Raw genomic sequence first — 22,233 nt, 5'->3', positions numbered from 1 at the left:
GCGGAGGGGACCCACGCGTTCCCATCTCGAACACGACCGTTAAGCCCTCCAGCGTCGATGGTACTTGAACCGCAGGGTTCTGGGAGAGTAGAACGTTGCCAAGCAGTTTCCCTTTGGGGTATTTTTTTTGCCGGAGCTTCGGCAGTATCTAGGCCCGTTGGTCAAGTGGTTAAGACACCTCCCTTTCACGGAGGTAACAGGGGTTCGAGTCCCCTACGGGTCACCATTTTTTCACTAGTATGAACGATTAGCTCAGCTGGGAGAGCACTACCTTGACAGGGTAGGGGTCGGCGGTTCGATCCCGTCATCGTTCACCATAACAAATTTGCATGGAGCTGTGGTGTAGTGGCCTAACATGCCTGCCTGTCACGCAGGAGACCGCGGGTTCGAATCCCGTCAGCTCCGCCATTTTTCTTCAAAAAGTAAGGCTTTGTAGCTCAGTCGGTAGAGCAGAGGACTGAAAATCCTCGTGTCGGCGGTTCGATTCCGTCCAAAGCCACCATTTTTACAACAATATGCCGTTGTAGCTCAACTGGTAGAGCAACTGACTTGTAATCAGTAGGTTGGGGGTTCAAGTCCTCTCGACGGCACCATAGTATTATGGTATAGTAGTAACTAGATTTATGGCGGTCGTGGCGAAGGGGTTAACGCACCGGTTTGTGGATCCGGCATTCGCGGGTTCAAGTCCCGTCGTCCGCCCATTAATTTTTAGTGAAGTCAGCCGCAAGGCTAGCAACTTCATCACTTGCCTGGTTTACAGCATGCGCGTATGGCGGAATTGGCAGACGCACTAGACTTAGGATCTAGCGGGCGACCGTGGGGGTTCAAGTCCCTCTACGCGCATCACATGCCGACGTGGCGGAATGGCAGACGCGCTCGACTCAAAATCGAGTTCTAACGAGTGGAGGTTCGAGTCCTCTCGTCGGTATCACAAGCTTTAAACACGAAAAGCCTTACTATGTAAGGCTTTTTTTGTTTCCCTGCATTTAGTTTTTTTGCGCCAGCCGCTGAATGACCTGATCAACCTTGGCGATATGCTGAGTCATTCGCGCCGCAGCAAGCTGTTCATCCTGAGCAGCAATCGCCTCAACAATCTCCCGATGTTCCTCTAACAACTGCTCAGCCGAAGCACGTTCAGCAAAAAACCATAAACGGCGCGAAGCCTTCATACTCTGTTGAAGTCGATCCGTCAAGGATTCCATCATTCCTATGAAAAGGGTATTTTGGGAAGCCTTAGCAATCTCCATATGAAAACGAATATCCGCATATTCACTTGCTTCTTCATTTTCGAGCGATGCTTCCATATCACGAAGGATTGCTCTGAGAACTGTTAAATGCTGTTCAGTCCGGCGACTTGCGGCTAAAGTTGCGCACCCAGCCTCAATAAATCTGCGAACTTCCTGCACTTCCTGAAGCGAATCGCTATGATCAAATAAACTAGTTGACTCAGTCGGTAACGGGTTAACAACGTAAGTTCCCCCACCATGTCGAATATCGACCCATCCCATGGCTTTGAGCCCACTCAGAGCTTCCCTAATCGTAGAGCGCCCGACTTGAAAGCTTGCAGCAAGATCAACCACTGTTGGCAGCTTAGAGCCGGGAGCATAGGTTCCATCTTCAATTTGAGCTTTAATATGTTGAAGCACGATTTCCGAACCCTTTTGGGGTCGGATTTGCTGAAAAACCATTGGAATCCCCCTGAAAATCTTAGATAAAGTTCTATACATATATTACATCATAAGTTAAAATAGAAGAAAAGTCATCAGATCACATGATCAATTAACAACAAACAATGTATGATTACATGATTTAAAGAAAGCCTAAGAGCTAACGAGGAGGATCCACATGCTCGATAATCAAATTAGACAACAATTACAAGCCATTGTAGGCGAAGCCTTTTATAAAGATGATATGGAATCACTAATTACCCATTCCTATGATGGGACACCGATGCTTCAATCCTTGCCGGACGGTGTTATTTATCCCAAAGACACTGCGCAGGTTTCTGCGATTATGAAGGTATTGAACGAGAATAAAATTCCGTTAATCAGCAGAGGCTCAGGCACGAATTTGTGCGGAGGCACGGTACCTGTGCAAGGCGGTATTGTTATGGTCATGCACCGCATGAATGCCATCCTAGATATCGATCTGCAAAATCTGACTGCAACCGTACAACCGGGGATCATTACGAAGCAATTCATCGAGCATATCGAGAGCTTGGGTTTATTTTATCCACCAGATCCGAGTTCAATGGCAATTTCCACGATCGGCGGCAATATTGCTGAGTGTTCAGGCGGCCTTCGTGGTTTAAAATATGGCACGACCAAAGACTATGTAATCGGACTTGAATGTGTCCTTGCATCAGGTGAAATCCTTCGTACTGGCGGCAAGCTGATGAAGGATGTGGCAGGCTATGATTTGACGAAGCTGCTAGTCGGTTCCGAGGGCACACTTGCCGTTATCACAGAAGCAACGCTCAAGCTTATTCCGCCTCCGAAGGCAAAGAAAACGATGCTTGCGATGTACAAGGATTTAAATGCCGCGGCACGCACCGTTTCTAAAATCATCGAAAACCGCATCATTCCAGCTACTCTGGAATTTATGGATAATCCAACGATTCGCGTTGTGGATGATTTTGCGAAGCTTGGACTGCCGCTAGATATGGATGCTATTTTGCTTATTGAACAAGATGGGGAGCCAGAGATGGTAGAGCGGGACATTGCCCTCATCTCTGAGATTTGTAGAGAAGAGCAGGCAAATGAAGTCAGCATTGCGAGCACCCAAGAGGAAGCATTGAAACTACTAACTGCAAGACGCAGTGCGTTTACTGCACTTGCTCGCTTACGTCCGACGACAATACTTGAGGATGCTACTGTGCCTCGCTCCAAAATCGCGGAAATGGTTCTAGAAATCAATCGAATTGCCACTAAGCATAATGTTCAAATCTGTACGTTCGGTCACGCAGGAGACGGTAATCTACACCCAACTGCGACGACGGATGCAAGAGATCATGATGAGGTTCATCGTGTGGAAGCGGCATTTGAAGAGATTTTTGAGGCAGCCATTCGTTTAGGTGGAACGATCACAGGCGAACATGGTGTTGGATTAGTGAAGGCGCCATTCCTGGAATGGAAAGTGGGAAGCAGCGGAATCGCCATGATGAAGGGAATTAAGGATGCGTTCGATCCGAACCATATTTTGAATCCAGGCAAAATGTTTGCCAAAGAATCCAGACGCAGGGTGGTGATTGATCGTGTCTAAGGGCCAAGGAGCAACACTTCAGGAAACGTTAACGCTGAAACTGGACTATGATCAGTTAACCAATTGCATGCGTTGTGGGTTCTGTCTACCAGCTTGTCCGACATTTAAAGAAACGGGAATCGAGGCGGAGTCTCCGCGTGGTCGAATCTCACTGATGAAAGCAGCTGTGGATGGCCTCATGGAGCCAGGGATTCGCTTCGAAGATCAGATGAACCACTGCTTAGGCTGCCGCGCTTGTGAGCCTGCCTGCCCAGCAGATGTGAAATATGGTCAATTAATCGAACAGGCGCGCGATGCCATTGAAGTGCATACGACCCAGCATAGATGGTGGGTAAAAGGTGTGCGTAAGCTCGTTTTCAAAGAGCTATTCCCATCCCAACAGAGGATGCAGCTGCTCGGGACAGGGCTTCATTTTTACAAAATGTCAGGTATCCAAAAGCTAGTTAGAAAAACCGGTGTAGTCGGTCTATTTTCGAAGCATATGGCTTCTATGGAGAAAATACTTCCGGACGCTTCAGGCAAAGGGATTGTTGAGCGACTCGGCACTTTTGTTCCGGCAAAGGGTAAAAAGCTGGGTACAGTAGGGATGTTCCGCGGATGTTTGATGGATGTGTTGTTCACTGAAACAAATATGAGTACGGTGAAGCTTTTGACCGAAGCTGGTTTCGATGTGGTTATTCCTGAATCACAAAACTGCTGCGGGGCTCTTCATGCACATAGTGGTGAAACGGATCAAGCTAAACAATTGGCTAAAAGTAACATTCGCGCTTTCCAAGAGGCAGGAGTCGATTACATCGTTTCGAATGCTGGAGGTTGTGGAGCGATTCTTGTGGAGTACGATCATCTGCTTCATGAAGAGGAAGAGTGGAAGGAAGACTCCATTTGGTTTGCGAAGCGGGTGAAGGACATCAGCTCGATTTTGGTGGAGAAAGGTCGACCTCTTCGTTTTGTTGATCCGCTATCCCCACAAGGTCCAACCCGTGTTACGTACCAGGAGTCCTGCCATCTTCGCAACGTGATGAAAGGCAGTCAACCAACGAAGCAACTTTTGCAAAGGGTTAGTAACACTGCCTATATCGAAATGAAGGATTCTGGTTCATGCTGTGGTTCCGCAGGTATTTATAACATGACCCAGCCGGACATGGCGAATCAAATTCTCGAGCATAAGATGGAAAATGTGAATGCGACGGCCGCATCGTATATCGTCACGAGTAATCCTGGCTGTTTACTGCAAATGAAGCTAGGTGTCGATAAGCATGGGAAAAAAGGTCAAATGGAAGCCGTGCATATCGCTGACTTTTTATATGATCGACTAGTGAAGCAAGAGGCGTAACTCACGTTGTCACAAAGAACCGAATGCCTTCCGTGAAGCAGCAGGTGTGACGCCTAGCACTCTTTTGAACATGGCATGGAAGTGGGGTAAGCTCTCAAATCCGCAGATGTCTGCAATGGTAGCCACACTGGCATCACTTTCTTGAAGAAGCTGCTTCGCGCGGATAATGCGTTTGGTCATTATATAGGCGGTAATGTTCATTCCGATCATTTGCTTAAACACTCTGCTAAAATGTGCTGGCGTAACGGAGGCTTGCTTCGACAATGTCTTGAGTCCGATGTCTTCACAGAAGTGCTGATCAATATAGAGTAAAATTTCTCTCGTCCACAGAGGGCCGACTAAGGAGTCGGCCTTTGGTGTTTTTGCTGTCATCCCCACCTCACGTTGGATATAGAGTAATAACTGAAGCAGCTGTAGGAAAATAGCATGGCGGTGACCTAAACTCGGATGCTTAAACTCTTGCTGCATGGCCTCCAGAAACTGTTCCACCTGTGTACTCTGCGGTAATCGCGTTTCCAGCTTGTAACTTCGAAGTGCCGCGGCATGCTCAAAGCTTTGCAAATAAGAGAAGTCATCACCGAATTTAGGTGCCTGGGCTAGATGTGGTGAGAAGTAAATCGCAGTGGAGGTCACCGGCACTTCTTTATCTGGCGTTGCTCGATGGATGGTGTTGCCTGGAATGAGAAATAAGTCCCCCTGCTTCATTTCATAAAAGGTGTGATCGATAAAGAACGTGCCGCTCCCGCGATACACATACACAATTTCATACCATTCGTGGAAATGGTCAGGAAGCTCGCTTTGCGAGCTTTTTGTGTTTTTATAGGCAAAAGATATCGGGAAGGCGTCCTGATTATCAAGAATCTTACGTATAGGATCCACACGAGCACTCCTTCTGGCTTTAGGTTAGTTAGATAATATCAAAAAACCGTATGGATATGCTAGATATCGATATTTTATATCGTTTTAATGATGATACAATGAAAGAAATGCATATTTCAAAGAGTGGGAGGGAGCCATTATGAAAGCGATCATTTGTGAACAAGTGGAGCAAATGAAGTATGTCGAGATTGAGGAACCGACCGTAGGTCATGGTGAAGCACTCGTTCGTATCCAGCGAATTGGCATATGCGGCACGGATTTACATGCTTTTAAAGGGAATCAGCCATTTTTTAGCTATCCACGTATTCTTGGGCATGAGTTGGCGGGATATGTGGAGGAAATTGGCGAGGGCGTTACGGATGTGGCGATTGGTGATCTCGTTAGCGTTGTTCCGTATATGCATTGCGGCCACTGCATTGCATGTCGCAACGGTAAAACAAATTGCTGCACAGACATGAAGGTGCTCGGTGTGCATATTGATGGAGGCATGGTAGAGCGTGTATCCCTCCCAGTAAGCCATTTGATTAAAGCGGATGGGTTGACGCTAGATCAAGCTGCGATACTTGAGCCGCTAAGTATTGGCGCACATGCGGTGCGAAGATCAGAGCTGCGGGCAGGGGAAACTGCCCTAGTGATCGGAGCAGGTCCCATCGGGCTGGGCGTAATGCTACTAGCAAAACAGCTTGGCGCTAATGTCATTGCTATGGATATTAACGAGGAGCGATTAGCGTTTTGCCGTGATTGGGCAGGCGTTGACCATGCCGTGAATGCGCTCCAGCTGCCGAAGGAAAAGCTAGCCGAGCTAACGAATGGCGAGTTTCCGACCATTGTTTTTGACGCAACAGGGAATGCCAGGTCGATGACAGAAGCCTTTGGTCTTGTCGCTCATGGCGGCAAGCTGGTGTATGTCGGGCTGGTGAAGGCCGATATTGCTTTTCATGATCCCGATTTTCACAAGAGGGAGCTCACGTTAATGGGCAGCCGCAATGCGACCATGGAGGATTTTGATAGGGTGCGCCGCGCATTACTTACAGGCAGTATCGACATCGAGCGCTACATCACACATCGTTCCAGCTTCGAGGAAATGGTGGAACAATTTCAGACGTGGCTCAAGCCGGAGTCGAAGGTGATAAAGGCGATGGTATGTTTGTAATTAACCTATTCAACAAGCTCAACACCAACTGCCACCACGCTCGGTCTAACTGGAAAAACTACATCTAATTTCGTAAGATTCATCGACATTTATAGGATTAATGGAAAACATACAGTTAATTTCTTCGAAATCAGATGATTCTACATAAATGCTCAATTTTAGCTGGAGAAAATCCAGTTATTCACCCAAATCGACTAGTTTCAATAGAAATAGCTGTATGTTTTCCAGTTAAGTTGACTATTGTTTCAAATCAACCTGGCCCCGGATTCTCCAACTCCGCCACAAAAGCCGCCGCTGCCGTGGATAATGGCATATTTTTCAATGTAATAATCCCAATCTTTGTTGATGGTATCACGGTTTCAAGGTTAACCTCGAATAAGCTGCCCTCCGCCAACTCCTTCGCCACAAACTCTTTCGTGACAAAAGACACACCGAAGCCGATTTTTGCAAATTCAATCAGCAAGTCCACGCTGCCAAGCTCAATCTCAGGCTCTAGCAATAAGCCGTTGTCGCTGAATAAACGCGTGACGAACTTTCGTGATGAGCTATTACTGGAAAACAAGATAATCGGATAAGTCAGCAACTCTGCGAGTTTAACGTTGCCCTCGGAGAGCTCTCGATACTTCGGGCCTGTTACGAAGCAATCCTGAATCGTGATGCCCTCACGCACCTGCAGCTGTTCATCGTGAATGGGTGTTCTTACAATACCGATGTCGATTTTGCCTTCTTTTAAATTTTTAACAATTTCAGGTGTCGTCCCGTGCACCAAGTTAATTTGGACATGCGGGTACTGAACGTGGAACGATTCCAGAAATGGGAGCAGATAGTGCTTGCACAAGGAATCGCTGCCGCCGATTTTGATTTCTCCGCTTGAGAAATTTCGCAGTTCATTCAGCTTTTCCTCTGCGAGGGAAATGAAGTTATAGGCCTGCTCAATATAGGAATAAAGGATTGCTCCTTCTTTGGTGAGGTCAACGCCTTTTGATGTACGAGCAAACAAAGGAAGCCCAAGGCATTCCTCCAACAACTTGATGGAATGAGAGACGCTGGGCTGGGTGATATACAGCTCTTTTGCCGCTTTGGACAGGCTGCCGGATTTTGCTGTTAAATAAAACACTTTATATAATTCAAAATTAACCATATAGACACCTTCTATAGCTAGTATCGAAACTATCAATTATTTGAATGCGCCATCTCCTCTTATAATAAAGAGATAAGATCATAAATTCAACCGATGAATGGAGGCCAATTCCTTTGAATGGTACAACAGTTGGTATTGAAGAATTAAGTATTAATGCTATTAGAACGCTTACAATTGATGCAGTCGAGAAAGCGGCGATGGGTCACCCTGGTATGCCGATGGGCGCAGCGCCGATGGCGTATGCGCTTTGGACGCGTCATTTGAAACATAATCCAGTTAGTCCCAAATGGGCGGATCGGGATCGCTTTGTTTTGTCTGCAGGTCACGGCTCCATGCTGCTGTACAGCTTGCTGCACCTTAGCGGCTACGATGTAACGTTAGATGATATTAAGGAATTCCGCCAATGGGGAAGCCGTACACCGGGTCACCCTGAGTATGGTCACACAGCTGGTGTTGAAGCAACGACAGGGCCGCTGGGTCAAGGTGTAGCCATGGCAGTTGGTATGGCGATGGCTGAAGCACACCAAGCTTCCGTATATAACAAACCGAATTTCCCAGTTGTTGATCATTTTACTTATGCGATTTGTGGAGACGGTGACTTGATGGAAGGGATCTCTTCTGAGGCAGCATCCCTTGCAGGTCATCTAAAACTAGGAAAGCTCGTTGTTCTCTATGACTCCAACGATATTTCTCTCGATGGCGATTTGAACATGTCATTCTCTGAAAATGTTAAAATGCGCTTCGAATCCTACGGTTGGCAATACCTGCGCGTGGAAGAGCAAAACAACGTCGACGCCATCTCTGCGGCGATCGCAGAGGGCAAGGCCGATCTCAATCGCCCGACGCTGATTGAGATCAAAACCACCATCGGCTTTGGTTCTCCGAACAAAGCCGGCAAGGGCGGCCACGGCGGCACGCACGGCTCACCGCTGGGCAAAGACGAGCTGCTTCTGACGAAGCAAGCTCTAGGCTGGCCCCTCGAGCCGGACTTCTACGTCCCGGCTGAGGTTTACACCCATTTCGCCCACCACAAGCAAGTGGGCGCTCAAACAGAAGCAGCCTGGCAGCAGCTGTGGAACAGCTACCAGGCAGCCTACCCCGAGCTCGCGAAGCAATTCGAGCTCGCGAACAGCGGCGACCTTCCGGCGGATTGGAACGCCGATGTGCCGCGCTACACCCCAGAGAGCGGCGCGATTTCGACGCGCACCGCATCTGGCAAAGTGATTAACGGCTTGGCGAAGCGGGTACCTCATCTAGTTGGCGGCTCCGCCGACCTAGCGAGCTCCAACTTCACCATGATCAGCGATGCAGCAGCATTCAGCGCAGCAGACTACAGGGGACGCAACTTCTGGTTCGGCGTCAGGGAATTCGCCATGGGCGCAGCGCTGAACGGTATGCTGCTGCACGGCGGACTGCGCGCTTTCGGCGGTACGTTCCTCGTGTTCAGCGATTACCTTCGCGGCGCGATCCGTTTATCCGCGTTGATGAAAGTCCCGGTTGCGTACGTCTTCACGCACGACAGCATCGCTGTCGGCGAAGATGGCCCGACGCATCAGCCAATTGAACAGATCCCATCCCTGCGGATGATCCCGGATCTGACATTGTTCCGTCCTGCAGACGCAAATGAAACAGCTGCAGCTTGGGAGTATGTCCTTCAAGCGAAGGAAGGCCCGTTCGTATTCGCGCTTTCCCGTCAGAATCTGCCGGTGCTTCCAGGTACGGATACACTTGCTTTTGACCACATTCATCAAGGGGCTTATGTCCTATCTGATGTTGCAGCAGGCGAAACACCTGACTTACAGTTGATCGCAACAGGTTCAGAAGTGAGCTTAGCTCTTGACGTGAAGAAGCAGTTGGCGCAAGATGGAATTAAGGCTCGTGTTATTTCCATGCCAAGCCGTGAATTGTTCGAGCAGCAGCCAGAAGAGGTGCGGAATGGGATTCTTTTACCTCATGTGCGTCAAAATGTTGTGTTGGAGATGGCTTATCCGGCTGGATGGGAAGAAATTACGGGACAAGATGGCTTCGTTGTCGGCATCCGCAAGTTCGGAGCATCAGCGAAAGCAGATCGCGTAATTCGTGAATATGGCTTTACCGCAGAAGCAATCGTTCAACAAATCAGACAGAAGTATTTCCAATAAGCGCCCATAGCGGGAGAAAAGGCAGGGATACAGGATGAAATTGTTTATCGACACAGCCAATGTAGAAGAGATTCGTAAAGCGCACGCGTTAGGTGTAGTTGCTGGTGTAACTACTAACCCTTCATTGATCGCTAAAGAAGGCAGAGACTTTTTTGAAACTGTAAAAGAAATCATATCCATCGTAGGCGATGTACCGATCAGTGCTGAGGTTGTTTCCTTGAAAGCGGACGAAATGGTGGAGCAAGGTAAAAAGCTTGCAGCATTAAGCCCGAATATCGTTATTAAGCTGCCGATGACGTTGGAAGGACTTAAAGCGACTAGCGTGTTCAGATCGCTTGGCATTCCAACAAACGTGACGTTGATCTTCAGCTCCACACAGGCATTGCTTGCTGCTCGTGCGGGTGCAACGTATGTTTCTCCGTTTATCGGACGTTTGGACGATATTAACCAAATCGGGATGAACCTGATCAAAGAAATCAGTCAGATTTTCCAAGTACACGGCATTAAATCCGAAATTATTTCAGCGAGTGTACGTCACTCTGCTCACGTTATTGAAGCAGCGCTTGCTGGATCACATATTGCTACAGTGCCTTACAAGGTGATAGAATCAATGAGTAAACACCCACTGACAGACGCGGGTATTGAGAAGTTCCTTGCTGATTGGGAAGGCGCTAATCAAGAAAAGTTCTAACATAGATGACTCGCCCGCAGGGGCGGGTCTTTTTCAAAGGAGCGAATGACGATGATTATCAGCGATGTGAAGCATTTTGAGCAAGAACGACACCTATGGCCAGCGGCTGTAGCGCGAGGGATCGATTATATTTTGAATCGTAAGTTGGGTGAGGTTGAAGTAGGACGTTATGATCTGGAAGGCGATAATGGCCACTTGATGTATGCGAATGTACAGGAATCCGTGACGCGTCCGAGAGAAGAACAAATTCCGGAGTCGCACGCCGTGTACACGGATATTCAGTTTCTGGTGAGCGGGGAGGAGCGCTTGTGCTTCTACAAGCTGACGGAAGAGGCTATCATCGTAGATAATAAATATGAGACGCATGATGTCGCTTTTTATGAATCCAATCATACGCTGCCTGAAACGGACATTTTGCTCAAACCTGGCATGTTTGCTGTGTGCTTCCCGTCGGATATTCATCGGCCGAATTGCGCCATTACGGAATCAACAACGAATAAGAAGATTGTGGTTAAAATTCATAAAGATCTGCTGAACTTGTAAACAAAAAGTCTGCTTAAGCCAATCGGCTAGGCAGACTTTTTTAGCTTTGTTTATGCTTTACTTGCCATCATTTTCGCTTGCTTCCATTTCCCGAAGCGGTAGTAGAGCAGGTTCAAGGTTGCGGCGACACTGAAGCTAACAGGAAAGCTCCACCAAATCACATCGAAGCCGTACTTGTGTGATAAGAGATTGGCAAGTGGGATGCGGACGAGCAGCAGCGCAACAAATCCAACGATCAGAGGGAATACCACAGAACCTGCAGATCGAACAACGCCAGCAAGGACATGGAAGATGCCGAAAATGATAAATGACCACAGCGTAATATTGTTAATATGAACGCCAATATCAATCGCTTTACCTTCTGGAGGCAGGAAGAACGAGACGACTTCTCGGTTGAATAGATGGAGTACGGCTACGATCAACCCCGTCATCACAATATTCACTCCGACGCCTGTCCAGGTGATCCGATTGACGCGATCCCATTTCCCGGCGCCAATGTTTTGTGCAGCCATCGAGGTCACAGCTCCACCAATAGCCATAGCTGGCATCTGGACGTAGCTGGATATTTGCATCGCCACACCGAAAGCTGCAGTGGACTCGGAGCCATAGGCATTCACAAGATGAACCAACATCAGATTGCTAAGGGACACTACGACCATGTTTAAACCCATAGGCAGCCCTTTTTGAATCAATGTTCGTACAATCGTCCAATTAATTCGCAGTAAAGGAAAATCCTCTTTGGTGATACGTAGGAAGTACTTCTTCTTATACAAGTAAGCTATCAAAAGCACGAAGCTCACCAATTGGGCGATAAACGTGGCTACAGCAGAGCCGGCGATCCCCATTTTCGGAAATGGTCCCATCCCCTGAATGAGCAAAGGATTGAGCACAACGTCGATGACGGCGGATAAAAGCAAGAAGTAAAACGGGGTTTTTGCATCCCCCGATCCGCGCAAAATGGCCATAATTAAATTATAGCCAAACATTAACGGAACACCTGCGAATATGATGCGCGTATATGTAACGGCAAACTCTTTGACGTCCGGCGGGGTATTCATCCAGTCCAGAATTGTGGAGGAGAAGAACCAGCCTAATAAGGCGACGACAATGGATAAAACGAAGAAAAAGACGGTACTGGTTCCGACTACTTTTTTGGCCTCTTGAACTTTCTTGGCTCCGAGATTTTGGCCGATGAGAATGACAGCAGCCAATGCGATCCCGTAGATGGAGCTAATTAAGAAAAACATAATGATGTTGGCATTTGACGTTGCCGCAAGGGCAACTTCGCCAAGATACTTCCCGATCCATATCGTATTGATCGACCCGTTCAAGGACTGAAGAACGTTACCTAATAGAATAGGCAGTGAAAATAAGATCAATGTCTTGGTAATCGGGCCCTCCGTAAGGGAAGGACGGGCTTTTTGAGATGGGGATGGCTCTGGCATGATTTCCTCCGTAAAATTCACATGATTGATAGCATCGTTTTCTCATTACTATATCAGTTTCCTGCTTTTTTTGAAATTTGACGAAACCGACGTCAATTGGACACAATCTAGTTTTTTTAGTACGATAGGCAATAGAACGTATTCATATAGTCATAGACTCATTTTGAGTGTTATATAGAGGCAGGGGGAAAAGCAGATGCTGCGACTTGGGGAGAGAGTTATTTTCATTGCTGATCAATTGGAACAAAATTTGCCTATTGGCTCATATGGCTATTTAATTGCGTATGACCGAAATAATGATAACATTTTCGACTATGTTGTGCGTGCACCTAAGGAAAACAAACATTATTATGTGACGGCATCTGACATCGAGCTTGAAGAAGTGCTTATTCAGCAAGAGGCGGAGCAAATTGAGAGAGACGCGTTAATCGATTACGCGCTAGCAACGAAAAACGAAGCTTTGTTCCGGAGTATCATGGGTGGCGAGTCCGCCGTCGAGCCGGAAAAGGAAAGGGACAAGGAAGTGCAGTCCCGAGAAGAATTTATTAAACAAATCGGGCTGAAAGCCTGGATTTAATATAGAGGCGAAACAGGTTGAAACCTGGTTCGTAAAAAAGGACTTAGCGACATCGCTAAGTCCTTTTTGCTATAGACCCTTATTCTGGATTGAGTTCGCAAAATATCTGGGATATAATGAAAAGAATGACTAAACGCTGATATAAGGGGTGTAGAATACGTGAGTATAACGAAGAAAGATGTCGATCATGTCGCTAAGCTGGCTAGACTCGATCTCAATGATACCGAAAAAGATCTTTTTACAGATCAGCTTAATGCCATTTTAAAATATGCCGAGCAGCTCAATCAATTGAATACCGAAGGTGTGGTACCAACTAGCCATGCAATGCCATTAGTTAATGTCATGCGTGAGGATGTTGCGAAGCCGTCTTTGCCAATTGAAAAAGTCATGCTGAACGCACCAGATCATGAAGATGGGCAGTTCAAGGTTCCTGCTGTTTTAGAATAAAGAGTTAGAGATGAAAGGGAGTGCCTATCGTTGTCTTTGTTTGAATTAAACCTACAACAAATCCACGCGAAACTGCAAAGCAAAGAAATCAAGGTTTCGGACCTTGTGGATCAATCGTATACAAGAATTGGACAAGTAGAAAGCAAAGTACGAGCTTTCCTTACATTAGATGAAGAGAATGCGCGTCAGACAGCTGCTAAGCTGGACGAGCAGCTATTAAGCAATGCCTCTCGCAGTGACCTATTTGGTTTGCCAATCGGAATCAAAGATAACATGGTCACCGAAGGTTTGAAAACGACCTGCGCAAGCAAATTCCTATCGAATCATAATCCGATTTATGATGCGACTGTCGTGAGAAAGCTGAAGGAAGCCCAAGCGGTTACGATCGGCAAGCTCAACATGGATGAATTCGCGATGGGCGGCTCCAATGAGAACTCCGCTTTCCACCCAACCCACAATCCGTGGAACACGGATTATGTGCCAGGCGGATCCAGCGGTGGCTCCGCTGCAGCAGTGGCTGCAGGCGAAGTGTACTTCGCGCTGGGTTCAGACACCGGCGGCTCCATTCGCCAACCGGCTGCTTACTGCGGCATCGTCGGCCTGAAGCCGACGTACGGACTTGTGTCCCGCTATGGGTTGGTCGCATTCGCGTCCTCCCTTGACCAGATCGGGCCGTTAACGAAGAACGTAGAAGACGCTGCGTACGCGATGCAAGCCATCGCAGGTTATGACCCTAAAGACTCCACGTCTGCGAATGTGGAGATCCCGAACTACCTCAGCGCATTGACCGGCGACGTCAAAGGTCTGCGCATCGGTGTACCTAAAGAATACATGGGTAAAGGCATCGACCCAGCAGTTAAAGAAAAAATTCTTGAAGCGCTCAAAGTACTTGAAGGTCTTGGCGCTGTATGGGAAGAAGTTACGCTGCCACATTCCGAGTATGCTGTAGCGACTTATTACTTGCTGGCTTCCTCTGAAGCTTCCTCCAACTTGGCGCGTTTTGACGGTATCCGTTACGGTGTACGTTCTGATAATGCACGCAATCTGTTGGATCTTTACAATTTGTCCCGCAGCGAAGGCTTCGGTCCTGAGGTTAAACGCCGCATCATGCTAGGTACTTACGCGCTAAGCTCAGGTTACTATGATGCGTATTACTTGAAAGCTCAACAAGTTCGTACGTTGATCAAGCAAGATTTTGATCAAGTATTTAACAACTATGACATCATCATCGGGCCAACGGCTCCAACGACGGCATTCCGAATCGGTGAGCAAAGCAGCGACCCGCTGACGATGTATTTGAATGATATTATGACCATTCCTGTCAGCTTGGCAGGTATTCCTGCAATTAGCGTACCATGCGGATTCGTGAATGAACTTCCGGTTGGCTTGCAAATTATCGGCAAAGCATTGGATGAAGCTACCGTTTTGCGTGTAGCCCACGCTTTCGAACAGCATACAGACCACCACAAGCAGCGCCCGCAATTGTAAGTTATTAGTTCAAGAGTAACGAAGGAGGCATTCACTTTGTCGGCAACAGATACCCAATTCGAAACCGTAGTCGGTCTTGAAGTTCACGTAGAGCTTCATACCGCTTCCAAAATATTTTGTAGTTGTGCAACCTCATTCGGAGCACCTCCGAATACGAATACATGCCCGGTATGCTTAGGCCATCCAGGCGTCCTGCCAGTTCTTAACCGCCAAGCGGTCGAGTACGCGATGAAAGCGGCAATGGCTCTTAATTGCACAATCGCAACGGACAGTAAATTTGATCGTAAAAATTACTTTTACCCAGACTCACCTGACGCTTATCAAACTTCGCAATACGATAAGCCAATCGGCGAGCACGGTTGGGTGGATATCGAAGTTGGCGGAGTTACCAAACGAATCGGCGTCACACGTGTTCACTTGGAAGAGGACGCAGGCAAGCTGACGCATGTTGATGGCGGCTATGCTTCTCTTGTTGATTTGAATCGTGCAGGCACGCCTTTGATCGAAATCGTATCTGAACCTGATTTGCGTTCACCAGAAGAAGCTCGTGCTTATCTAGAGAAGATCAGAGCGATCATGATCTACTGTGATGTTTCTGATGTGAAAATGGAAGAAGGCTCCATGCGTTGCGATGCTAACATTTCCATTCGACCGTTTGGACAAGAGAAATTCGGTACGCGTGCCGAACTCAAGAACATGAACTCCTTCCGAGGTGTACAACGCGGACTTGAATATGAAGAATTCCGCCAAGCGGAAATTCTCAGAAGCGGGGAAGAAGTGATTCAAGAAACACGCCGCTGGGATGAAGCACAAGGTAAAACACTCGCCATGCGCGGCAAAGAGGATGCCCACGATTATCGCTATTTCCCAGATCCGGATCTGGTTAGCCTCTACATCGACGACGATTGGAAAGCACGCGTTCAAGCTTCAATTCCTGAACTGCCAGATGCGCGTAAAGCGAGATATACCAGCGAATACGGCTTGCCTAGCTATGACGCGGCTGTTATCACAGCTTCCATGAAGCTGGCGAATTTCTTCGAAGAGAGCTTGCAATATACGCAGGATGCCAAAGCTGTCTCGAACTGGATTATGGGTGATTTGCTTGGCTATTTAAACGCGAACTCACTTGAGTTCACCGATGTGAAGGTCACGGGTAAGGGCTTAGGCGAGATGATTGGCTTGATCGAGAAAGGCACAATCTCTAACAAGATTGCCAAAACCGTGTTTAAAGAAATGATCGAGACCGGTAAAGAGCCGCAGAAGATCGTTGAAGAGCAAGGGCTTGTTCAAATTAGCGACGAAGGTGCGATCAAGGCGGTTGTCGAGCAAGTTGTCGAGAACAGTCCGCAATCCGTTGCAGATTTCAAAGCTGGTAAGGAGAAAGCCGTTGGCTTCCTTGTTGGACAAGTTATGAAAGAAACCAAAGGTAAAGCGAATCCAGGTCTCGTCAATAAATTAATTGTGGAGTGCCTGAACAGCAAATGATATTGTAGAAGTGGTGATCCTGATTGCTAGGTCACCACTTTTTTTCAATTTCACCAGGGGAGTGATTTCTATGTCGATCCAACCATTACTTTTACAGACGAACGAAGAAATATTAACGCTACTCGCGCTTCAAATCGCTTCCTACCGTGTGGAGGCCGAGCTGATCGGCTTTGATGATATCCCACCGCTGAAGGATGGCATCCAGTCTATACGCGAAGCGAAGGAAACCTTCTATGGTTATTACGTACAGGGTCAAGAAGGTACTAAACTTGCAGGCGCCATTTCATTTGAGCGTGAAGGTAGTATCGTGACGATTTGCCGGATGATGGTTCATCCTCATTTTTTTCGTAGGGGGATTGCTAGCTCCCTTTTACAGCATATAATGATAGAACAAGAGAAAGAAGGAGCCACACGCTTTATCGTATCCACGGGGTCTGCGAATTTGCCAGCAGTTCGTTTATATGAGGGGTATGGCTTCATCTTACGACGCGTATTTACAGTTCCTCCAGGTGTTAGTCTTACAACATTTGAGCGTCCTGCTACAGGTCTATAGCTAGCCTTGGCAGTACTTTTTCAGCAGCATCTAGAACGGAGTTTTAATTTTAAAGTAAAAAGGGAGCGCTTACAAATGGAGAATCCTTGGGTAATTGATCAGCTGCACATTACAATTAGACTTGTATTAGCACTTTTTCTTGGTGGACTTATTGGATTTGAACGAGAGGTGAGTTCTCATGCAGCAGGCTTACGAACGCATATTCTGGTATGTGTTGGTTCAGCACTCGTGATGCTTCTTTCGATGTACGGCTTTAGTGCCTTTGTGAACGAGCTTAATGTGCGCATCGATCCTTCTCGTTTAGCTGCTCAGGTCATTAGTGGCATTGGTTTCTTAGGTGCCGGAACAATTATGTTTAATGGGAGATCGATTACAGGACTGACGACAGCGGCCTCACTATGGGTTGTTGCGGGGATTGGACTTGCGATTGGAGCGGGGTTTTATTATGCGGCTGTATTAGTCTGCTTCATGGTTCTAATCTCTTTGTGGATTCTAAATAAAGTAGAGCATAAGTATTTCAATGGGAAAAAAGTACGTGTTTTTAAAATACAAGCCATCGATCAACCCGGTACCATGGGGCTAATTACAACCATTTTAGGTAAGCATAAAATAGATATTAAGCAAATAAAACTAGAAGAGTCGGAAGATGGAAATAAACCGAACCACGTTCAAATTACGTTTCATGTTACCATACCTAAGCCATCTGTGATCGGACTAGTGCTCGAAGAAACGAACCAAATTCAAGGGGTCACTGGCGTAGCTATCGAAAATAGTAAAGTTTGAAATCATAAAAATATATGATTCCTAGGATTGAAGCGCATAACGATCATTGACAAAACTCAAAGAACACACGTACAATATAATGTAAGGTTTTAATGACTAACATCAGGTGGTGAGTACCATGGCAGCACATTTAGAACAGGCTTTAGCAAAGTTGAAAACAACAGGTGTTCGGATGACGCCCCAGCGGTATGCGATTCTTTCATTTTTGCTGGATTCCATGACTCATCCGACAGCGGATGATATTTACAAATCTCTTGAATCGAAATTTCCTAACATGAGCGTTGCGACTGTTTACAATAATCTAAAAGTATTTATCGATTCGGGACTTGTACGGGAACTAACCTATGGAGACAGCTCGAGTCGATTTGATGCGGATATGACAGACCATTATCATGCAGTTTGTGAAGCTTGCGGGAAAATTTCTGATTTTGAATATCCCCCGTTGACAGACATCGAGACGACAGCAGCATTGCATACAGGATTCCAAGTTGGCGGCTATCGACTGGAAGTCTACGGCATTTGTCCGGACTGCACGGTAACTACCAAGCATTAACTATACGCAGAATTCCTCATTTTGTGCTTACCTGTTGTATAATGAAACGTGTTCAGCCTTCTATTATGAAGCGCGGACACGTTTTTTCTTTTTCATAATTCTCAAAGGAAGTGAAACGTTGAAATCATCGAAAAAAATAATACTGATTAGTGCCCTGTGTTTAGGGATGTTTGAGGCCGGAGCGGGCACATTCCTTATCAAGCAGATGGCTCCCAATCGTACACAGGTAGAACCTGACTTCCATGAGCTAACTAAGCCTATTTTCTATGAAGGGAACTATTATAAATCCAGTGCAATTGGCGAAAAGGAAGGTCTGAAGCTTCCCTTAGAGCTGGTTCAGAAATGGATGGACCCCACAATCATATATGAAAAAAGCAGTGATTCCGTCATCATTACAACGAAAGATAAAGTGATGCGAATGAAGACAACGGAGCTTTCGGCGCTAATGAATGAAAAGCCGATTGCCTTATCTTTTCCCGTTGAAAAGAAGGAGGATGCCATCTACCTTCCTATTGAACCTCTGAAACAGCTGTATCCCTTTGAAATTCGTGAATCAGCTAAGACGGGGGCGATCTTGCTTTTTAAACAAGGCGATGTCATCAAGTGGGCTAAGCATACGGGGAAGAAAGAGACCCAAATGCGCACGGATACAACGATAAAAGCGCCAATCATTTCAACCATTGCAGTCAATGAGTTGGTTATGATTTTGGATACTGAAGAAGATTGGTACAAAGTGCAGCAGGAAAGCGGTCCGATTGGTTTTGTTCGCAAGTCAGATTTGATAGAAGATCATGAGGAGACGATACCGCTCCAAACGCAGTCGACGTCCACTTACGTCCCGTGGAAGCCGATAACGGGGAAGCTTAATATGACTTGGGAACACGTCATTTCTAAAAATCCAGACACAACCAAAATCGGTGAGATGCCAGGACTGCAAGTGGTAAGTCCAACTTGGTTCTCTGTGGCGGATAGTGAGGGGCGGATTAGTAACCTTGCCGATGCTTCTTATGTCAAATGGGCGCACGATCGCAACTACCAAGTATGGGCTTTATTCAGTAACGGATTTGATGCGGATCGTACCAACAAGGTATTGGCTAACTATGATCTACGTATGAAATTGATTAAGCAGCTGCTTGGCTTTGCCCAAACGTATAAGCTGCAAGGCATTAATATCGATTTTGAAAATGTGTATCTCAAGGACAAAGAGAACCTCGTGCAATTTGTGCGTGAAATGACGCCTCTTATGCATGAGCAGGGCTTATCGGTGTCCATCGATGTAACCCCCAAATCGACGAACGAAATGTGGTCGATGTTCTATGACCGTCCAGCTTTAGCAGAGGTAGTCGATTACATGATGTTGATGGCCTATGACGAGTATTGGGCGACAAGTCCGAAGTCTGGCTCGGTTTCTTCCTTGCCTTGGGTTGAGAGGTCCGTTACAGCGCTTCTAACGACGGATAAAGTACCGTCATCTAAGCTTGTCCTTGGCGTACCATTCTATACGCGGCAGTGGACCGAAGAAACGAAGAACGGTAAACTAACAGCTACTTCAAAAACATTAACCATGGAAGCCGCGCAAACCATTATTAAGGATAAGAAGCTCACGCCTACATTTTTAGCAGATACAGGTCAAAATTATGTAGAGTACAAAGATGGAAACAAGCTGATTCGGATCTGGTTAGAGGATGAAGTTTCAATTAAGGCAAGATTAGCCTTGGTTGATAAGTATAATCTAGCTGGTGTGGCGTCTTGGCGTAGAGGTTTTGAGAGACCAGTTATTTGGCAAGTCACGAAAGATGCACTACCATCTGCTCAACAATGATATAACCCGCACTTATTTATAAATAAAAAAGCCGAACCCAGTTAAAGGGCTCGGCTTTCTTCTTGTTAATGAGGCTTATGCTCATGCTCACGACTTGGCTCGAACTGATCGGATTGTACTGATGACGCCGTTTCATTTTCAGCTACTGGCTCATACTGTGGATCAATTGTTAGAATCGTTCTACAGTACATGCAGCGGTCTGTTTTACCCAGCATTTTCGTTCTTCTGCCGCATTCAGGACAATCAATGACTGTCGCTGACGTGGAAAGCATGCCCGCCCAGAAGTAAATCCCCATACTGACCAATACACTGATCATGCCGAGAATCATGAAGATGACAGCAATGACTCGCCCTGCTTGTCCCCAATCAAAGACGATACCAGCAAGACCTATAATCATAAGCAGCATCCCGCCCATGGTCATCGCAAGTCCCCATAAGCGGAATTCATTTACTTTACTTGATCTAAATCGCACTTTCTGTTCCTCCCCAGTCGTATACCTCATGTTTTGTATGATTTGTCACAGAAATCAGCAGGAAACCTGTTCACCCTTGTAGAAATAAGAAAGAAACAATTGGAGACAGGAGCTTTGGACACCCATGGGAATAAATAAAGAGCAGTTATTGCTTAAGTTCCGGAATGACCCTAGAGTCGTTAGTGTCATGGCGGTAGACAATCCTAAGCAACTTCCCTCACTGACAGATGGTTTTGATACGCTACTTTTAATAGTAACGAACGACCTGAGCCTGAACAATCATACGACTAATTATATAAGAGACGATTCCCGGATACAAGAAAGATGGACAGATCCTGCTTCGGTTGAGCAATGGATCCGGCATGGTGTTAATCGCAATATTCTTCACTGGCTGTTAAAAGGGGAGATACTTCTGGATCATAACACTTATTTAGAAGGCCTGCGCCATCGAATACTTGAATTTCCCGGAGACTTGCGCGATCATAAGCTGCTTATTGAATTTTCGTATTTTCTGCGTAAATATTTGCAGAGCAAGGAATATATCCTCGATGACCATATCTTAGATGCTTACAATAATATACTCGAAGCACTTCACCATTGGGCTCGCATTGTTATTGTGGAAGATGGCTATCATCCTGAAATCACCGTGTGGCGACAGATTCGTGCCATCAATCCCGGTGTTTATAAGCTATATGAAGAATTAACGATGAGTAAAGAGACCTTGAAGCAGAGGGTTCAGCTCGTGCTGCTCGCTTGTGAGTTTTCGGTTATGTCCAAAATGGAGCATTGCTGCGAGGCTTTTATTCAAATCCTCCGTGAAAGCGAACATCCACTTAGCTCGGATGAGCTTCAGAAGCATTCGCGTTTAGTTGAAGTAAAGTCAGAGCTTCCGCTGTTACTAAATAAATTGGTCAAAAAGGGCTTGATAAAAGAAGTAGCGGTTATCATCGATGACCATACCTCCGAAATCGAGTTGAGATATACAAGCGTATAATGATGTAAAACCTTGAAGAATCAGGTGTTTTCCTGGTTCTTTTTTTATTCTCATTTAAATGCTTGACTTTGATTGTGATTCTATGATAAATTAACTCTCGCCGCTAAAAACGGTAACGCATTTGAAGCCAAAGAGTAATTCATGCAAAGCGAAGTTGAAAAAAGAAATTAAAAAAAAGCTTGCATTGATTGGTTCGGATGTGATATATTATAAAAGTCGCCGCTAAACGGATGACGAAGAAATAGTAAGAAATTGATCTTTGAAAACTGAACAACGAGTGAGTAAGCGCGAACGAGAAATCGTTCAAAAAAAGAGATTGCAAAATCTCGCTAGCAACGCAAATGAGCAATTAAGCTTTCGAATAAAGGACAAGCAATTGTCCAACTATTATGGAGAGTTTGATCCTGGCTCAGGACGAACGCTGGCGGCGTGCCTAATACATGCAAGTCGAGCGGGTTTATCCTTCGGGAT

The 22,233-nt window shown here is 46.3% G+C and carries 20 protein-coding genes, 8 tRNA genes and 2 rRNA genes; 25 read left to right on the top strand and 5 right to left on the bottom strand.

The window, feature by feature from the left end:
- From rrf to AC58UX_RS32285, 9 genes are all read left to right on the top strand, one after another.
- Positions 1–104, top strand: a 5S ribosomal RNA gene (gene rrf, locus AC58UX_RS32325); the annotation flags it as partial.
- Positions 105–151: 47 nt separating this feature from the next.
- A tRNA-Glu gene (locus AC58UX_RS32320) sits at positions 152–226 on the top strand.
- A 15-nt stretch (positions 227–241) separates the two neighbouring features.
- A tRNA-Val gene (locus tag AC58UX_RS32315) sits at positions 242–317 on the top strand.
- A gap of 14 nt (positions 318–331) precedes the next feature.
- Positions 332–408 (top strand) — tRNA-Asp (locus AC58UX_RS32310).
- A gap of 18 nt (positions 409–426) precedes the next feature.
- A tRNA-Phe gene (locus AC58UX_RS32305) sits at positions 427–502 on the top strand.
- Positions 503–517: 15 nt separating this feature from the next.
- Positions 518–593: transfer RNA gene (locus tag AC58UX_RS32300), tRNA-Thr, on the top strand.
- Positions 594–626: 33 nt separating this feature from the next.
- Positions 627–699: transfer RNA gene (locus tag AC58UX_RS32295), tRNA-His, on the top strand.
- A gap of 64 nt (positions 700–763) precedes the next feature.
- Positions 764–843: transfer RNA gene (locus tag AC58UX_RS32290), tRNA-Leu, on the top strand.
- 6 nt (positions 844–849) lie between these two features.
- Positions 850–928, top strand: a tRNA-Leu gene (locus AC58UX_RS32285).
- 58 nt (positions 929–986) lie between these two features.
- Here the strand turns inward: AC58UX_RS32285 and AC58UX_RS32280 are convergent.
- Positions 987–1,688: a FadR/GntR family transcriptional regulator gene (locus AC58UX_RS32280; RefSeq protein ID WP_497260124.1), complete on the bottom strand. Its 702-nt coding sequence runs from the start codon at positions 1,686–1,688 to the stop codon at positions 987–989.
- A gap of 157 nt (positions 1,689–1,845) precedes the next feature.
- On the opposite strand from AC58UX_RS32280, the gene AC58UX_RS32275 reads away from it, so the two are divergent.
- Both AC58UX_RS32275 and AC58UX_RS32270 read left to right on the top strand, forming a co-directional pair.
- Positions 1,846–3,261, top strand: a complete 1,416-nt coding sequence (locus AC58UX_RS32275; RefSeq protein WP_497260123.1) for an FAD-linked oxidase C-terminal domain-containing protein — start codon at positions 1,846–1,848, stop codon at positions 3,259–3,261.
- The gene (locus AC58UX_RS32270) at positions 3,254–4,594 is read left to right on the top strand and encodes a (Fe-S)-binding protein (RefSeq protein WP_497260122.1); all 1,341 of its coding nucleotides are present in this window, start codon (positions 3,254–3,256) and stop codon (positions 4,592–4,594) included. The genes AC58UX_RS32275 and AC58UX_RS32270 overlap by 8 nt, the downstream gene beginning before the upstream one ends.
- A 9-nt stretch (positions 4,595–4,603) precedes the next feature.
- Here AC58UX_RS32270 and AC58UX_RS32265 read toward each other — a convergent pair whose 3' ends face one another.
- A complete protein-coding gene (locus tag AC58UX_RS32265) occupies positions 4,604–5,473 on the bottom strand; it encodes an AraC family transcriptional regulator (protein ID WP_497260121.1) in 870 nt (289 codons plus the stop codon).
- A 139-nt stretch (positions 5,474–5,612) separates the two neighbouring features.
- Here AC58UX_RS32265 and AC58UX_RS32260 point away from each other — a divergent pair, with 139 nt between their 5' ends.
- A complete protein-coding gene (locus AC58UX_RS32260; RefSeq protein ID WP_497260120.1) occupies positions 5,613–6,626 on the top strand; it encodes a zinc-binding alcohol dehydrogenase family protein in 1,014 nt (337 codons plus the stop codon).
- A gap of 250 nt (positions 6,627–6,876) precedes the next feature.
- Here the strand turns inward: AC58UX_RS32260 and AC58UX_RS32255 are convergent, their stop codons facing one another.
- Complete coding sequence (locus AC58UX_RS32255) at positions 6,877–7,767, bottom strand: LysR family transcriptional regulator (protein ID WP_497260119.1); 891 nt, start codon at positions 7,765–7,767, stop codon at positions 6,877–6,879.
- Between the two features lie 113 nt (positions 7,768–7,880).
- Here AC58UX_RS32255 and tkt point away from each other — a divergent pair, with 113 nt between their 5' ends.
- From tkt to AC58UX_RS32240, 3 genes are read left to right on the top strand one after another with little or no spacing between them, the layout of a single operon-like run.
- Positions 7,881–9,908 (top strand): transketolase, encoded by a 2,028-nt coding sequence (tkt, locus tag AC58UX_RS32250; protein WP_497260118.1) that lies wholly within the window; start codon positions 7,881–7,883, stop codon positions 9,906–9,908.
- A gap of 34 nt (positions 9,909–9,942) precedes the next feature.
- Positions 9,943–10,599 (top strand): fructose-6-phosphate aldolase, encoded by a 657-nt coding sequence (gene fsa, locus AC58UX_RS32245; RefSeq protein WP_497260117.1) that lies wholly within the window; start codon positions 9,943–9,945, stop codon positions 10,597–10,599.
- Between the two features lie 51 nt (positions 10,600–10,650).
- On the top strand, positions 10,651–11,142 hold the full coding sequence (locus AC58UX_RS32240; RefSeq protein WP_497260116.1) for a NanQ anomerase/TabA/YiaL family protein: 492 nt from the start codon (positions 10,651–10,653) through the stop codon (positions 11,140–11,142).
- 50 nt (positions 11,143–11,192) lie between these two features.
- Here the strand turns inward: AC58UX_RS32240 and AC58UX_RS32235 are convergent, their stop codons facing one another.
- Positions 11,193–12,587 (bottom strand): MATE family efflux transporter, encoded by a 1,395-nt coding sequence (locus AC58UX_RS32235; protein ID WP_497260115.1) that lies wholly within the window; start codon positions 12,585–12,587, stop codon positions 11,193–11,195.
- Between the two features lie 196 nt (positions 12,588–12,783).
- Here AC58UX_RS32235 and AC58UX_RS32230 point away from each other — a divergent pair, with 196 nt between their 5' ends.
- The 8 genes from AC58UX_RS32230 to AC58UX_RS32195 all read left to right on the top strand — a co-directional run bounded on the left by AC58UX_RS32230 (position 12,784) and on the right by AC58UX_RS32195 (position 20,295).
- On the top strand, positions 12,784–13,164 hold the full coding sequence (locus AC58UX_RS32230; RefSeq protein WP_497260114.1) for an ATPase: 381 nt from the start codon (positions 12,784–12,786) through the stop codon (positions 13,162–13,164).
- A gap of 159 nt (positions 13,165–13,323) precedes the next feature.
- Positions 13,324–13,611, top strand: coding sequence for an Asp-tRNA(Asn)/Glu-tRNA(Gln) amidotransferase subunit GatC (gene gatC / locus AC58UX_RS32225; protein WP_056620610.1), 288 nt, complete (start codon positions 13,324–13,326; stop codon positions 13,609–13,611).
- Between the two features lie 30 nt (positions 13,612–13,641).
- Entirely contained in the window at positions 13,642–15,099 is a 1,458-nt protein-coding gene (gene gatA / locus AC58UX_RS32220) for an Asp-tRNA(Asn)/Glu-tRNA(Gln) amidotransferase subunit GatA (RefSeq protein WP_497260113.1), read from the top strand.
- 36 nt (positions 15,100–15,135) lie between these two features.
- Positions 15,136–16,584 (top strand): Asp-tRNA(Asn)/Glu-tRNA(Gln) amidotransferase subunit GatB, encoded by a 1,449-nt coding sequence (gene gatB, locus AC58UX_RS32215; RefSeq protein WP_497260112.1) that lies wholly within the window; start codon positions 15,136–15,138, stop codon positions 16,582–16,584.
- 70 nt (positions 16,585–16,654) lie between these two features.
- The gene (locus tag AC58UX_RS32210; protein ID WP_497260111.1) at positions 16,655–17,137 is read left to right on the top strand and encodes a GNAT family N-acetyltransferase; all 483 of its coding nucleotides are present in this window, start codon (positions 16,655–16,657) and stop codon (positions 17,135–17,137) included.
- A gap of 75 nt (positions 17,138–17,212) precedes the next feature.
- Positions 17,213–17,920 (top strand): MgtC/SapB family protein, encoded by a 708-nt coding sequence (locus AC58UX_RS32205; RefSeq protein ID WP_497260110.1) that lies wholly within the window; start codon positions 17,213–17,215, stop codon positions 17,918–17,920.
- A 118-nt stretch (positions 17,921–18,038) separates the two neighbouring features.
- Positions 18,039–18,473 carry a peroxide-responsive transcriptional repressor PerR gene (gene perR / locus AC58UX_RS32200; RefSeq protein WP_497260109.1) on the top strand — a complete coding sequence of 145 codons (435 nt, stop codon included), beginning with the start codon at positions 18,039–18,041 and terminating at the stop codon, positions 18,471–18,473.
- A gap of 118 nt (positions 18,474–18,591) precedes the next feature.
- The gene (locus tag AC58UX_RS32195; protein ID WP_497260108.1) at positions 18,592–20,295 is read left to right on the top strand and encodes a glycosyl hydrolase family 18 protein; all 1,704 of its coding nucleotides are present in this window, start codon (positions 18,592–18,594) and stop codon (positions 20,293–20,295) included.
- A gap of 65 nt (positions 20,296–20,360) precedes the next feature.
- Here AC58UX_RS32195 and AC58UX_RS32190 read toward each other — a convergent pair whose 3' ends face one another.
- Positions 20,361–20,768 (bottom strand): YgzB family protein, encoded by a 408-nt coding sequence (locus tag AC58UX_RS32190; RefSeq protein WP_497260107.1) that lies wholly within the window; start codon positions 20,766–20,768, stop codon positions 20,361–20,363.
- A gap of 124 nt (positions 20,769–20,892) precedes the next feature.
- On the opposite strand from AC58UX_RS32190, the gene AC58UX_RS32185 reads away from it, so the two are divergent.
- Positions 20,893–21,762: a nucleotidyltransferase-like protein gene (locus tag AC58UX_RS32185; RefSeq protein WP_497260106.1), complete on the top strand. Its 870-nt coding sequence runs from the start codon at positions 20,893–20,895 to the stop codon at positions 21,760–21,762.
- Between the two features lie 386 nt (positions 21,763–22,148).
- A 16S ribosomal RNA gene (locus AC58UX_RS32180) occupies positions 22,149–22,233 on the top strand; the annotation flags it as partial.

The sequence above is a fragment of the Paenibacillus sp. J22P90 genome, from assembly GCF_059692195.1.
Note: the sequence above shows the minus strand (reverse complement) of the source record. Positions and strands in the feature narration are given on the sequence as shown.